Source organism: Streptomyces sp. NPDC002776 (genome assembly GCF_053592195.1).
Genome location: NZ_JBSFVG010000001.1, coordinates 150491 through 164026 on the forward strand (window position 1 = coordinate 150491; position 13536 = coordinate 164026).

Consider the following 13536-nt stretch of genomic DNA (forward strand, 5'->3'; position numbering starts at 1 on the left):
ACGGTTGTTCTCTCCGTAACAGTGCCATGGCCTTTTTCATTCCGAGACACCTGTTCCGATCCGCGAGACGATGTCGTCCCAGTAGCCGGGCAGGGTGGCCCAGGGGTCGGTGTTTCCGCCGCGGTCGGTGCGGTCGGTGAACCAGAGGGTGGCGGCGCCCTGCCAGCGGGCGATGCGCAGCGCCTCCGCCAGGTGGCCGTGGGGCACTCCGTGGACGAAGTGGCAGAAACGGTCGGCGGGGTAGTCGGCGGTCCACTCCGCCACCTGCGACCAGCGGTAATCGCTCCAGGGGCCGGAGAAGGTGACCAGCTGGTCGGCGTGCTCGGCGTAGCCGGGGTACGGGTGGGTGCCGTGGCCGAGGACGATATGGGCGTCGTCGCGCAGCGCCCGCAGGGTGGTGGCCGTGCGCCGGATCTCCGGGAGCGCCGTCCGCTCCGTGGGACAGCGGTCCAGCAGGAAGCCGTCGACCTGGTACCAGTCGAGATAGCGGTGGGCCTCGGAGATCACCTCCCCGAAGGAGCGGGCGCCGTAGGTGCTGTCCAGGCGCCCGAGGAGCCGGACACCGGCGTTGCGCAGCCGAGCCGCAGCGGCGAGGCAGTGCGGGTCGGGGCGGCTGCCGGGACCGTCGGCCACGTCGAGCGCGGCCCAGTGGACGGGGGTGCCGGGGCGGACCAGTTCGGCCCACTCGGCCGGAGCGACGAGGGGGTGGGCGAGGCCGGGGACACCGAGCCCGGTGCGCAGGTCGGTGTGGGCGGTGCCGGATGTGGTGCTGGTCAGATGCGGCATGCCGCCTCCATCCAGATGTCGGCGAGGGACTCTTCGAGGTTGATCCGGGGCCGCCAGCCGAGCCGGTCGCGTGCGGTGCGCACGTCGGCCTGCTGCCAGCTGCCGCAGCCGTCCGGGTACGGGTACGCGACGGGGGCCGCGTGGTCCGATTCGGAGCGGGGGTGTCCGATGGTCGCCCGCAGCGGTCCCGGGGGGCCGTCGAGTTCGTGGAGGGCGCCGCCGTATCCGGCCACGCGGGCGAGGACCGCGGCGGCGTCGCGCAGGCGGACCGCGCGGCCGGAGCCGATGTTGATGACGCCCTGGGCGGCGGAGAGGGAGGCCGCGTGCACGGCGCGGGCGACATCGCGTACGTCGACGAAGTCGCGCTGGGCGCCGAGCCCGCCGAGCTTCAGCTCACCGTCGCCGGACTGCATCGCGCGGCGCATGGCCTCCGCGAGCCGGCCGAGCGGCGATCCGGCGGGGGTGCCGGGGCCGGCCGGTGAGAAGACGCGCAGCACCACGGCGTCCAGGCCGGAGCCGAGGACGAGTTCGGTGGCGGCGAGTTTGCTCACGCCGTACGGGCCGCCGGGGCGCGGGACGGCGTCCTCGGCGGTGGAGGAGCCGGGCTGGCTGGGGCCGTACTCGGCACCGCAGCCGATCTGCACCAGACGGGCGCCGCAGCCGCTGCGGCGCAGGGCCTCGCAGACGGTGGCGACGGCGACGGTGTTGTGGCGGGTCAGTTCCCGGGCGCCGCCCCGGGTGGCGCCGGCGCAGTTGATGACGACGCCCGGGTGGACCGCGTCGAGGAAGCGGGTGAGGGCGCCGGGGCTGCCGGACGCGAGGTCGAAGCGGACGTCGGCGTCGTCGCCGCGGCCGAGGGCGGTGAGCTGGACGGCGGGGTCGGCGAGCAGGCGGTCGGCGACGAAGCGGCCGAGGTAGCCGTTGGCTCCGATCAGCAGGACTCTCATCGCGCGGCTCCCGTGGCCGAGGGTTCGGGTCGGGAGGTGATCATGTGCGGTTCTCCTTCGGAGGGATGGTGCGGTGCCTTGGGCGGCCTTCGCGCGTGGGGGGAATGCGCGTTCGCTCGCGGCCGGCGCGTCAGCACGGCGCGTCCGGCGTGGCGTGGGCCGAGGCCCGGGTCAGGGTGCGGGAGGAGTGGATGAGCAGGGTCAGGGCGCCCGCGCCGCAGACGAGCGCGGGGACGGCGCCCGGTCCCCAGGCCGTGGCGAGGGACTCCACGGGGGTGGCCAGGAAGCCGCAGCCGGGGAGGCGGGCGAGGAACACCGAGGCGAGGGCCAGCGCCTCGGCGGTCGCGGCGGCGCCGAGGACCACCGCGGGGGCGTGGGTGAAGCCGTGGGCGGCGAGGAGCCGGGCGAGCAGCAGGAGGGCGCCCAGCGTGAGGACGTGGGGATGGGCCGCGGGCTCGTCCAGGGCGGCGCCGGTCAGGGCCGCGAGGGCGGTGAGGGAGGCCAGGTACAGGGCGAACGTGCCGAGGAGCAGGGGCTGTACGGAGGTGGCGTACTCCTCCAGGCCCCGGCTGGCCGCGAGTCTGCGGCGGGCGCGGACGGTGAAGAGGTGGGCGCACCAGGCCGCGGGGGCGAAGGAGAGCGTGAGGGCGAGGACACCGGTGACGGCCAGCGGCCAGGCGCCGTCCGGGGAGCCGGTGGGCAGGGTCGCGGGGCCGTCGGCGAGGGCCGCGCCGAGCAGTCCGTCGCCGAGGGCCGCGTAGCCGGTCAGCCAGCACATCCACGCCGCGGTGGGGCGCTGGGTGCGGTCGGCGACCCGCAGCGGGCCGCGGGACACGGCGACGCGCAGCACCACGGCCACGGCCAGGACGCCCACGACGGCGACGATCAGGCGCGCCTGACCCTCGGCGAGCCGCAGGGCGGTCACCGCTGCCGCGCACAACGCCCCGGGGAGCAGCGCGAGGACGACCCAGTCGGCCCGGACCCGGGGGGTGCTCGGGGTCGTGAGGCGCGCCGGCGCGTCCCCGTCGCGGGGCATGCGCGCGTACATCTCCTCGGCCAGGGAGAAGACGTCCCGGTGACGGAAGCGTGCCGCGGTGCGGTCGGTGACGCCGTGCGCCTCCAGGCCCGCGGCGATCTCCAGCGGGTCCACGGCCCGTTCGCACAGCTCGCGGTGCCGGTGCATCAGCGCCTTGACGGGATCGACGCCGGTGCGGCGGGAGCGGCGCTCCGACACGGGCGCCGAGCCGATCTCCCCGACTTCCGGCACTCCGGTTTCCAAGGCATCGGTTTCCAGCACGCCGGCTTCCAGCACATCGGCTGCCGGTACGCCGGTATCGAGCACGCCGGTCCCCGGTACGCCGCTTCCCAGCACATCGGCTGCCGGTACGCCGGTATCGAGCACGCCGGTCCCCGGTACGCCGCTTCCCAGCACATCGGACCCAGCCACGCCAGTCCCGAGCACACCGGACCCAGCCACGCCGCTCCTCAGCCCATCGCCCCCCGCCACGCCCGGTTCCGATACCCCCCGCACATCCGTCCCCGCCCCCAGCGAGTCCCGCGACCGTGCGTCCCAGCCTCCCGGGCTGGTCGGTCTCCCGGGGCGGTCCAGTCCGCCGAGCCCGGTCATCGCGCCCCCTCCGCGGCCACCCGCGCGGTCGCCCGGACGGGCGGTCCCGCCGCCCAGCCGGGTCCGCCGCGGGCCCCGAGCCGTGCGGCGGGGCCGTTCCAGCGGCCGGGGACATGGGCCTCGGCCGGGACGGCGAACGGCAGGGGTTCGCCGGTCTCGTCGAGGACGACGCGGCGGACCGGACAGCGCGCGACGATCTCCAGGTAAATGCCGTGAAATGCCGCGATGTTCTGCTCGACCGTGAACAGTTCGAGGGCACGCGCGCGTGCGGCGGCGCCCAGGCGCTCACGCCGCTCGGGCTCGCGCAGCAGCGCCACGCACGCCTCGGCGAGCGCCCTGGGGTTGCGCGGCGGGACAACGAGCCCGGTGCCACCGATGACCTCCGTCACCGCGCCCACGTCCGTGGACACGGTCGCGCGACCGCAGAACATGGCCTCGACGAGACTGATCGGGAACCCCTCGACGACGCTGGACAGCACGGTCACGGCCCCCGCGGCGTACGCGTCGGCGAGCGCGGGCAGTTCGGGGCCGCCGATCTCCTCGAAGGAGACGGGGTTGTCGCCGACGGCGTGCAGTCCGTCCGCCTCATCGGGGAAGAGCTGCGCGGCCAGCGCCTTGCAGTGGCCGAGATAGGCCGCACCCTCGGAACCGGCCGGGGCGCCGACGATCCGTAGCCGCGTCTTCGGCTCCTCCTTGCGGATCTCGGCGAAGGCGTGGAGCAGGGAGACCAGGTCCTTCGCGGGCTCCACGCGGCCGACCCACACGAGCGTGTCCCGGTCCGCGCGCTCCGGGGCCTCGCCGGCCTCAGCGAAGCGGGAGGCGTCCATGCCGGGGTAGACGGTGCGCAGTTTGGCGCGGTCGGCGCCGCAGTGCTCCTGCCAGCGGCGGGCGTGGGCGTTGCCGGGCGTGACGATCTCGGCCCGGCCGTAGATCTCGGCCGCGAGCCAGCCGTGGAAGGCGGCGAGCAGCGCTCGTACGGCGGGCGGGGCGTCGGTGGCGGCGAGGTAGTGCGTACGCAGGCGCACGCCGTACTCGGTCACCAGCAGGGGTACGCCCGAGAAGTGCCGCGCGAGCAGCCCGGGCAGCGCCGCCGGGCCGCCGGAAGCGGCGTGGCACAGGTCGACCGAGCCGAGCCCTTGGTCGTCGTACCAGTCGAGCGAGAGGGGGCGCAGTGCGCGCTCCAGGTGGGCGGCGACGCTGAGCAGATCGGGGACGCGCGCCTCGCGCGCCGTGCGGAGAGCGCCCGGCGCACGGCAGGCGCGCTCCAGGGCGCGTACGGCGGCCTCGGAGCGGAGTGCGCCCGCCAGACCGCCCCCGCCCTCGTCGCGGGCCAGTTCAGCGAGCCCGTACAGCGCGTTGCCGAAACGGTCCGCCACATCATCCGACGGGCCCTCGGACGCACCGTCCTGGGGCTCGGCTCCGGCACACAGCACCGCGGCCAGCGCACCGTAGTGCTCGGCGAAGCGCCGGCGCGCGCGCCGCCTGTACACCACCCCGTCGCTCTCCGCGCTCCACAGCGGGGCCGTCCGCACCCGCCTGACCTGCGGCGGCAGCGGGACCCAGCCCTCGTCCTCCTGGCGCTCGCTGCGACTGAGCGCGTAGACGTCGAACTCGTGCTGCCCGAGCCCGCGCACGAGCCGGTCGCACCAGAGCCTGGCGTCACCGCTCACATACGGATAGCCACCCTCCGTAAGCAGTCCGATGCGCACGAGTGCACCCCCGATCTCCCTTAAGGGGAGCCGCCGTTGACCCGGCGGCTCGCAGCGGGACGAACGTATGCGGACAAGGCGGTGGCGCGACGGACGGTTGTCCATCGCGCCACCAAAAGGGGTGAACGGTCGTAACTTTCCTGTGCGGGTAGCGTTCCGTCGCGCTAAGACATCGAACCGTTACGCACTGTCAGGCGCCGGGGTAAGCCCAGGGGTTGGGGCGGCAGCTGATGCCGTCGTGGTCGAGGAACTTGGTCTGCTGCTGCATGACAGGGGCGAGATCGCCGTCCTTGTCGCAGGTCACGTGGTGGAAGCCGAGCCGGTGGCCGACCTCGTGGTTGATCAGCATCTGCCGGTAGGCGTGGATCCGGTCGCCGTAGGTCTTCGAGCCCTGCGCCCACCGATAGGCGTTGATCATCACGCGCTCGGTGGCGGCGGAGTCGCAGGACACGTTGTCCACGGTGGTGTCCAGGCCCGACTTGGCACACCAGTCCGCGGTCGTGCCCGGGCTGGCGAGCGTGATCACGAAGTCGGGCTCGCCGGAGTGGACGCGCTCGAAGGTGCGCGCGCCGTTGTGCGCCCAGCTCCGGTCGTCGTTCAGCGTCTTCTGCACGGCCTGCGCGAACAGCTCGCCGTCCAGGCCGAGCCCCTTCTCCACGTCCACGCGGTAGGTGAACTTCTGCCCGATGCCGGGCGCCTTGTCGATGCCCTTGACGGCGTCGAACTCGCCCGACCCGTCGAGCGTGGCGCTGAGCGGGTACGTCTTGCCCATCCGCTGCTCGTACGTCAGCGGCGGCGCCGCCGCCGGTCCCTTCGGCGTCGGCCGTCCGTCCCCTCGCGAGGCGGAGTCCCGCGCATGCCGCGCCTGGTCGGTGGCGGACTGCGCCTGTACGTCGGGGTCCTGGCGCCGGTCCGTGACCTGCCCGGCGACCACGACCGCGAGCACGGTGGTGACGGCGGCGGCCGCGATACCGGCGAAGGCACGCCCCCTGGAGCCCTTGCCGGACGCGGGTTCACCGGTCGGCGGCGGATGCGCGACGTCCGGCTCGCTCGGCACGCCGACGTCGGCGGACCAGTCGGTGACCGAGGCGTACGGGTCGGCGGAGGTCCGGGGGGTGAAGACGTCGGTGTCCTCGTCGAAGGCGTCGACGTAGTCCTGGCGGGGCCCACGCCGCAGGTGCGGGGGGCGCTGCTGTGGTATTCCGGCCTCGCTCGGGACGGAGCCGCTCCGCACCTCCCCCCAGCCACCCCCGGCTTCACGCTGCTCGGGATGTCCACCGCGGACCGGAGGGACGCCATGCGCGGGCGTGCCGTCGGGATAGCGCGGCACACCATGAGCCGGGGTCCCGTCGGGAAGCCGCGGAAATCCATGCGCAGGAGTCCCGTCAGGGAACCGTGGCCCCCCATGCACCGGCGTCCCGTGAGCCGGAGTCCCATCAGGAAGCCGCGGAAATCCATGCGCAGGGGTCCCCTCAGGGAACCGCGGCACCCCACGCACCGGCGTCCCGTGAGCCGGAGTCCCATGCACCGGAGTCCCGTGAGCCGGCGTCCCCTCGGCCCCCCGGGGAGCCCCCCGCCGTCCCGCTCTGTCCGCCGCGTCCCCCTTGGGCGCGGGCCCCCGCCGACTGTGGCGTCCCACCCGCGCCTCAGCTCCCCGAGGTCTCGGTCAGGGCCCCGCCACCGTGCGCGGCGGGTGCGTTGGGGGCCTGTGCGCCCGAAGCCGCATAGCCCTCGTCCGGCTCGCTGGACGCCACCTGCCCCGACGCGGCGTCGGCGACGAGTTCACGGAAGGCCCGGGCCACCAGGTCCGGGTACTCCATCATCGCCACGTGCCCCGCCTCCGGCAGGGTCAGCAGCCGGGAGCGGCGGAAGGCGCGGGCCGCCCGCTGGGCCATGCGGTAGCCGACGAGCTGGTCCCGGCCGCCGTAGATGAGGAGCGTCGGGGCGAGGACACGCTCGGCCTGGCGCCACAGGGCGTGCTGGCCGCCGAGCGTGTAGGCGTTGACGATCCCGCGCGCGGAGCGCGCCATCGCGTCCCAGAAGTACGGCAGTTGCAGCCGCCGCTCCATCTCCTGGACGGCGTTGCGGAACCCCTCGTCGGTCACGCGCGCGGGATCGCCGTAGCAAAGGCCCATGACGCCGCGCACTCGCTGCTCCGCGGACCACTCCTTGGTGAGCCGGGTGAAGAGGGTGACCACGCCCGGCAGCGCGAGCAGCGCGGTGGGCACCGCGGTGCGCTGGACTCGGAGCTCCGGGAGGGCGGGGGACACGAGCGTCAGCGTACGGACGAGATCGGGTCGTACGGCGGAGACGCGCGTGGCGATCGCGCCGCCGAGCGAGTTCCCGAAGAGGTGCACGGGCCCGCGCCCCGAGGCGTCGAGGTAGCGGATGACCGCCCGCGCGTGGGCGGTGATCGAGTAGTCGCCGTCGTCCGGCGGTGGGGAGTCGCCGAAGCCGGGCAGGTCCACGGCCTCGCCGTCGACGTCCGCCTCCAGCACCTGCATCAGCTCCGACCAGTTCTGGGAGGAGCCGCCGAGCCCGTGCACGAACAACGCGGGCGGCAGTCCCGTCCGCGCCGGTGGTCTGGACCGCACCGTGAGCGTGATGCCCGGCAGCCCGACCGATCGCAGCCGTTCGCCCTCCGCGACCCTGACGGGCGACACCTTCGGCAGTACGTTGGCCGCCGGACTGGCGGACGGCAGCTCGGTCGAAGACATGCGGCAATGTTACGAGACGATCACGCACTGGTTCATGTGTTCGCCATCACAAGAGTGCAGCAGTGTTCCGCCCGGGCCGCCGGCCCTGCCGCCCGGACACGGATCGCATAGCGTCCGAATCGGGTGTCTCCTAGGCTCGTACAGAGGGCACCCGTGTGGCCCCTGCTTCTCTCAGGGACGTTCATAGGAAGGGAGCCCACCATGGCCGTAGACCCCAGCGATCCCGAGACCTTCGAGGACGAGGACGCCCAGGAAGGCCAGGAGTTCGACGTCGAGGCCCCCGTGGCCGACGCGGCCGAGCAGCAGGCCGCCATCGCCCCCGAGCGCGACGATCCGCTCGACGACGCCGCCCAGGACCGCGCCAACGTCGCCGACCTGGCGGAACAGGCCCGGGTCGTCTCGCTCGACGAGGACGACTATCGGTGACGGACGATGTCCCGAGGGGCCACTGAACAGGAGGGAGGCAGATTTTTGCCCCGCTCACCCCAGTTCGAAACCTTCCGCACGGCTTTCGTCACCGTCCGGTCCGTGAAATTCTGCGCTCGCACCGCGCACAGCAGGGTTACCGAAAAGTACGATGGCGGCGCGGCGCACACCGCATGTGGACGACATTGGGAGGCGGCGTGACAGCCATCGAGCAAACAGAGGCGGCACGCCCACGAGGTACGCGCCTGCCGCGCCGTGCCCGTCGGAATCAGCTGCTGGGCGCCGCGCAGGAGGTCTTCGTGGCGCAGGGCTACCACGCGGCCGCCATGGACGACATCGCCGAGCGCGCCGGGGTCAGCAAGCCGGTGCTCTACCAGCACTTCCCGGGCAAGCTGGACCTCTATCTCGCCCTGCTGGACCAGCACTGCGAGTCCCTGATCCAGTCCGTGCGCCACGCGCTCGCGTCGACGACCGACAACAAGCAGCGCGTACGGGCGACGATGGACGCGTACTTCGCCTATGTCGAGGACGACGGCGGCGCCTTCCGGCTGGTGTTCGAGTCGGACCTGACCAACGAGCCCGCGGTCCGCGAGCGCGTCGACAAGGTCACCAATGAGTGCGCGGAGGCGATCTGCGACGTCATCGCGGAGGACACGGGCCTCTCGCGCGCCGAGTCGATGCTGCTGGCCTCCGGGCTCGGCGGCCTCGCCCAGGTCGTGGCCCGCTCCTGGCTGCACAGCGACCACAGTGTCCCGCGCGACCAGGCGGTCCAGCTGCTGACCTCGCTCGCCTGGCGGGGCATCGCGGGGTTCCCGCTGCACGGCACCGACCAGCACCACTGAGGGACCGGATGTTCCCGGCCGCTGTTCGCTCCTGGCGTTCTTGCGCGGAGCGTGGACGTCCCCTCACCGGGCTAATGTGTGCTGGGTACGGCGCGTTAGGTCGCGCACTTCACTGACCGTCGGAGGGACATAGCCGTGGAGGTCAAGATCGGCGTGCAGCACGCGCCCCGCGAGATCGTTCTGGAGAGCGGTCAGACCGCCGAGGAGGTCGAGCAGGCGGTGTCCGAGGCGCTGGCCGGCAAGTCGGCGCTGCTGAGCCTCGTGGACGAGCACGGCCGCAAGGTCCTCGTCCCGGCCGACCGTCTCGCGTACGTCGAGCTCGGCGAGCCGGCCCCCCGCAAGGTGGGCTTCGGCGCGCTGTAAGCAGCTGCACAGGAGGGCCCGGCGGTGTCGAAACCGCCGGGCCCTCCGTCGTTCCTCCACTGCTCCCCCACCCGCTCTCCTTCACGAATGGAGCACAGGCCGCACACAGGGGAGGATTGGATTCCGCAGGTCAGGGGTAATGAGGGGCTACGACCGTTTCGAGCAGGCCGGCCATGTGGGAGGGACCCCAACATGCTCTTGGAAGCGCTGAGCTCCGCCATCCTCGGCCTGGCCCTGGCATGGGCTGCGGCGCACCGCCTGCCCCACCGTCTGCCCGCCCGCACCCTGGTCCTGCCGACCGGTGTGGCCGGCGCCCTCTTCGGCGCCTTCGTCACGCACACGGCACTGGATCTGGGGAATCTGCTGCTGATCCTGGCGGGGGCGGCCGCGGTTTCCACGGCGTCCCTGTCGCTGCTCCTGCGCCCGTCCGGGGGAAGACTGGGCCGCAGGGCGACGGCGTGAACGAGCTTTAGGGGCGCGGGGATTCGCGCGGCAAGCCCCCCGGCCGAGCCGCGCAACCACCGGCCCCCTGAGCGCTACGCCGCCAGGCCCAGCGCGGCCATCCGCTTCGTGTGCGCCTCGGTGATCCGGGAGAACATCCGGCCGACCTCAGCGAGGTCGAACCCGTCCGCCACTCCGCCGACCAGCATCGTCGACAGCGCGTCCCGGTCGGCGACCACCCGCTGGGACTGCGACAGGGCCTCGCCCATGAGGCGCCGCGCCCACAGGGCGAGCCGTCCGCCCACGCGGGGTTCGGCGTCGATGGCGGCCCGCACCTTCTCCACCGCGAACCCGGCGTGCCCCGTGTCGTCCAGCACGCCGAGGACCAGCTCCCGGGTGTCCGAGTCGAGCCGGGCCGCGACCTCCCGGTAGAAGTCGCTGGCGATCGAGTCACCGACGTAGGCCTTGACGAGCCCCTCCAGCCAGTCCGACGGCGCCGTCTGCTTGTGGAAGCCGTCCAGCGCGGCGACGAACGGCTCCATCGCCCGGGTCGGCTCCTCACCGATCGACGTCAGCCGGTCGCGCAACCGCTCGAAGTGGTGGAACTCGGCCGACGCCATCTTCGCCAGCTCCGCCTTGTCCGCCAGCGTCGGCGCCAGCTTGGCGTCCTCCGCGAGCCGTTCGAACGCCGCCAGCTCCCCGTACGCGAGCGCGCCGAGCAGGTCCACGACCGCGGCGCGGTACTGCGGGTCGGCGGAAGCGGTCGCCCAGTCCTGGGCGGCGACGCCGGTGTGTTCGACGGGGGCTTCCGAGCTGTCCGTGGCGGGGTCAGGCTTGTCAGAGGTGGTCATGCAGCGCACAATAGCTCGCTCGTCGCACGGGGGAAGTCCCTGGTCAATCACTGTGACGACGACTACGTGACCAATTCGGCCATCGCATGTGCGCGATTCCGGGGTATGGTGGTAATGCGCCTGCTGAGTACGTCGACGCAATTCGACGCTGTCTCTCCAGGCCGCACGTATGAGGATGCCCGGTCGGTGGCCCGATCGGCTCCGACCCGACAGCCCCTCGTCCGTACGGCACAGTGCGTACGGATTCCCGGGGGGACACCCTCAGCGGTACGAGCGCTAGAGCGTCGGCAGTGGTCCCGTGCCTTACGGCCCGACCGTATGGCAGCCGACGTCCCCGGCACGGTCCGTCAAAGACCCCCGCGCTCGCCTCGCACCGCGCACACAGAAGAGGCAGCACCCTGACTACGACTTTCCGCGATCTCGGGATTCTCACCGAGACGGCCGAGGCCCTCGAAGCCGTCGGCATCATCAACCCCTTCCCCATCCAGGAGATGACGCTCCCCGTGGCCCTCTCGGGCTCCGACGTCATCGGCCAGGCCAAGACCGGCACCGGCAAGACGCTGGGCTTCGGCCTGCCGCTGCTGGAGCGCGTCACCGTTCCCGCCGACGTGGAGGCCGGGCGCGCCAAGCCCGAGGACCTCACCGACGCCCCGCAGGCGCTCGTCGTGGTCCCCACCCGCGAGCTGTGCACGCAGGTCACCAACGACCTGCTGACCGCCGGCAAGGTGCGTAACGTCCGCGTTCTCGCGATCTACGGCGGCCGCGCCTACGAGCCTCAGGTCGAGGCCCTGAAGAAGGGCGTCGACGTCATCGTCGGCACCCCGGGCCGGCTGCTGGACCTCGCGGGCCAGAAGAAGCTCAACCTCAAGCACGTCAAGGCGCTCGTCCTCGACGAGGCCGACGAGATGCTCGACCTGGGCTTCCTGCCCGACGTCGAGAAGATCATCAACATGCTGCCGGCCCGCCGCCAGACCATGCTGTTCTCGGCGACCATGCCGGGCGCGGTCATCGGCCTCGCGCGCCGCTACATGTCGCAGCCCACCCACATCCGGGCCACGGCACCGGACGACGAGGGCGCGACCGTCGCGAACACCGCGCAGTACATCTACCGCGCGCACAACATGGACAAGCCCGAGATGGTCGCGCGGATACTGCAGGCCGACGGCCGCGGTCTCGCGATGGTCTTCTGCCGTACGAAGCGGACCGCGGCGGACCTCGCCGACCAGTTGCAGCAGCGTGGCTTCGCCTCCGGCGCGGTCCACGGCGACCTCGGCCAGGGCGCCCGCGAGCAGGCGCTGCGCGCCTTCCGCAACGGCAAGGTGGACGTGCTCGTCTGCACCGACGTCGCCGCTCGCGGCATCGACGTCGAGGGCGTCACGCACGTCATCAACTACCAGTCCCCCGAGGACGAGAAGACGTACCTGCACCGCATCGGCCGTACCGGCCGCGCGGGCGCCAAGGGCATCGCGATCACCCTCGTCGACTGGGACGACATCCCGCGCTGGCAGCTCATCAACAAGGCGCTGGACCTCGGGTTCAACGACCCGCCGGAGACGTACTCCACGTCCCCGCACCTCTTCGAGGAGCTGAGCATCCCCGCCGGCACCAAGGGCGTCCTGCCGCGCGCGGAGCGTACGCGCGCCGGGCTGGCGGCGGAGGAGGTCGAGGACCTCGGCGAGACCGGCGGTCGCGGTGCGCGTGACCGGGGTGGTCGAGGGGGCCGCGGTGACGGCCGGGGCGAGTCCCGTTCCACCGAGCGCGAGCGTCCGGCCCGTACGCCGCGCCGTCGCCGCCGTACCCGCGGCGGAACGGCCCTGGACCCGGCCGCGGCTCCCGCCCCGTCCGCCACGGACGTTCCCGAGGCGGTCCCGGCCGCCGAGGAGACGGCGGCCCGCACCCCGCGCCGCCGTCGCCGCACCCGCGGCGGGGCAGCGCCGGAGTCGGCGCCGGCCACGTCCGCCGTGGCGGAGCCGGCGGAAGCCGCGCTCGACACGGCGGAGGCGACCACCGAGACCCCGGCCGAGCCGCGTCGCCGCCGCACTCGCAAGTCCGCTCAGCCGGCGGTGACTTCGGCGGAGCAGACGGTCGTGGAGACCCCCGCACCGCTCGCCGAGACCACGGCGCCCGAGCCGGAGGCCACCAAGCCGCGCCGCCGCACCCGCAAGACGGCCGAGCCGGCCGCCGAGGCCGCGGTCGACACGGCGGAGGCGACCGAGCCGAAGGCTCGCCGGACCCGCAAGGCAACGGCGGCCGCAGAGGCGGTAGTTGACACCGCCGAGACGACCGAGGCCAAGCCCCGCCGCACTCGCAAGGCAACAGCAGCCGCCGAGGCCGCAGTTGACACCGCCGAGACGACCGAGGTGACGAAGCCCCGCCGGACCCGCAAGACAACGGCTGCGGCGGAGACCGCGGTCGAGACGGCCGAGGCCGAGCCCCGCACCCGCAAGGCGGCGGAGCCGGCAGTCGACACCGCCGAGGAGCCGACGGCCCCGCCCCGCCGGACCCGCAAGACGGCGGAAGCGACGGTCGACACCGCCGAGGCCACCGAGGCCAAGCCCCGCCGGACCCGCAAGGCGACGGCCACGGCGCCCGAGCCGGAGGCGACCACCGAGGCGAGCCCGCGCCGCACCCGCAAGGCCGCGGAAGCGGCGGTCGACACCGCGGAGGCCACCGAGGCCAAGCCCCGTCGGACCCGCAAGGCGACGGCTACGGCGGAGGCCGCGGTCGACACCGCCGAAACCGCCGAGGCCAAGCCCAAGGCACGCCGCACCCGCAAGACCGCCGAGCCGGCCGAGATCCCGGCCCAGGCCGCCGAGGAGCCGACGGC

12 protein-coding genes are annotated in these 13536 nt (G+C 73.4%); 5 read left to right on the plus strand and 7 right to left on the minus strand.

The window, feature by feature from the left end; all coding sequences use genetic code 11:
* Positions 1-36 precede the first annotated feature (36 nt).
* The 6 genes from ACWD11_RS00695 to ACWD11_RS00720 form a co-directional block, all read right to left on the minus strand.
* Entirely contained in the window at positions 37-786 is a 750-nt protein-coding gene (locus tag ACWD11_RS00695) for a spherulation-specific family 4 protein (RefSeq protein WP_389415058.1), read from the minus strand.
* Positions 774-1733, minus strand: a complete 960-nt coding sequence (locus ACWD11_RS00700; RefSeq protein WP_383312041.1) for an NAD-dependent epimerase/dehydratase family protein — start codon at positions 1731-1733, stop codon at positions 774-776. The genes ACWD11_RS00695 and ACWD11_RS00700 overlap by 13 nt, the downstream gene beginning before the upstream one ends.
* A gap of 130 nt (positions 1734-1863) precedes the next feature.
* Positions 1864-3000 (minus strand): hypothetical protein, encoded by a 1137-nt coding sequence (locus tag ACWD11_RS00705; protein WP_451280465.1) that lies wholly within the window; start codon positions 2998-3000, stop codon positions 1864-1866.
* 356 nt (positions 3001-3356) lie between these two features.
* On the minus strand, positions 3357-5069 hold the full coding sequence (locus ACWD11_RS00710) for a DUF3492 domain-containing protein (protein WP_451280467.1): 1713 nt from the start codon (positions 5067-5069) through the stop codon (positions 3357-3359).
* A 190-nt stretch (positions 5070-5259) separates the two neighbouring features.
* On the minus strand, positions 5260-6708 hold the full coding sequence (locus tag ACWD11_RS00715) for a DUF3152 domain-containing protein (RefSeq protein ID WP_451280468.1): 1449 nt from the start codon (positions 6706-6708) through the stop codon (positions 5260-5262).
* A 7-nt stretch (positions 6709-6715) separates the two neighbouring features.
* The gene (locus tag ACWD11_RS00720; protein ID WP_451280470.1) at positions 6716-7786 is read right to left on the minus strand and encodes an alpha/beta fold hydrolase; all 1071 of its coding nucleotides are present in this window, start codon (positions 7784-7786) and stop codon (positions 6716-6718) included.
* 201 nt (positions 7787-7987) lie between these two features.
* Here ACWD11_RS00720 and ACWD11_RS00725 point away from each other — a divergent pair, with 201 nt between their 5' ends.
* The 4 genes from ACWD11_RS00725 to ACWD11_RS00740 all read left to right on the plus strand — a co-directional run bounded on the left by ACWD11_RS00725 (position 7988) and on the right by ACWD11_RS00740 (position 9879).
* Positions 7988-8212: a hypothetical protein gene (locus ACWD11_RS00725; protein ID WP_451280472.1), complete on the plus strand. Its 225-nt coding sequence runs from the start codon at positions 7988-7990 to the stop codon at positions 8210-8212.
* A gap of 197 nt (positions 8213-8409) precedes the next feature.
* Positions 8410-9054: a TetR/AcrR family transcriptional regulator gene (locus ACWD11_RS00730; protein ID WP_451280474.1), complete on the plus strand. Its 645-nt coding sequence runs from the start codon at positions 8410-8412 to the stop codon at positions 9052-9054.
* Between the two features lie 135 nt (positions 9055-9189).
* Positions 9190-9417, plus strand: a complete 228-nt coding sequence (locus tag ACWD11_RS00735) for a DUF3107 domain-containing protein (RefSeq protein WP_351979974.1) — start codon at positions 9190-9192, stop codon at positions 9415-9417.
* A 192-nt stretch (positions 9418-9609) separates the two neighbouring features.
* Positions 9610-9879, plus strand: coding sequence for a hypothetical protein (locus tag ACWD11_RS00740; RefSeq protein WP_389415064.1), 270 nt, complete (start codon positions 9610-9612; stop codon positions 9877-9879).
* A gap of 74 nt (positions 9880-9953) precedes the next feature.
* Here ACWD11_RS00740 and ACWD11_RS00745 read toward each other — a convergent pair whose 3' ends face one another.
* The gene (locus ACWD11_RS00745; RefSeq protein ID WP_389415065.1) at positions 9954-10709 is read right to left on the minus strand and encodes a ferritin-like fold-containing protein; all 756 of its coding nucleotides are present in this window, start codon (positions 10707-10709) and stop codon (positions 9954-9956) included.
* Positions 10710-11200: 491 nt separating this feature from the next.
* Here ACWD11_RS00745 and ACWD11_RS00750 point away from each other — a divergent pair.
* A partial coding sequence (locus tag ACWD11_RS00750) for a DEAD/DEAH box helicase (RefSeq protein ID WP_451280476.1) occupies positions 11201-13536 on the plus strand: 2336 nt, incomplete at its 3' end.

Excerpts from the sequence above, each read along its gene's own strand:
- ACWD11_RS00695 (WP_389415058.1), bottom strand. The coding sequence starts at position 786 with ATGCCGCATCTGACCAGCACCACATCCGGCACCGCCCACACCGACCTG.
- ACWD11_RS00725 (WP_451280472.1), top strand. The coding sequence starts at position 7,988 with ATGGCCGTAGACCCCAGCGATCCCGAGACCTTCGAGGACGAGGACGCC.
- ACWD11_RS00740 (WP_389415064.1), top strand. The coding sequence starts at position 9,610 with ATGCTCTTGGAAGCGCTGAGCTCCGCCATCCTCGGCCTGGCCCTGGCA.
- ACWD11_RS00720 (WP_451280470.1), bottom strand. The coding sequence starts at position 7,786 with ATGTCTTCGACCGAGCTGCCGTCCGCCAGTCCGGCGGCCAACGTACTG.
- ACWD11_RS00700 (WP_383312041.1), bottom strand. The coding sequence starts at position 1,733 with ATGAGAGTCCTGCTGATCGGAGCCAACGGCTACCTCGGCCGCTTCGTC.
- ACWD11_RS00745 (WP_389415065.1), bottom strand. The coding sequence starts at position 10,709 with ATGACCACCTCTGACAAGCCTGACCCCGCCACGGACAGCTCGGAAGCC.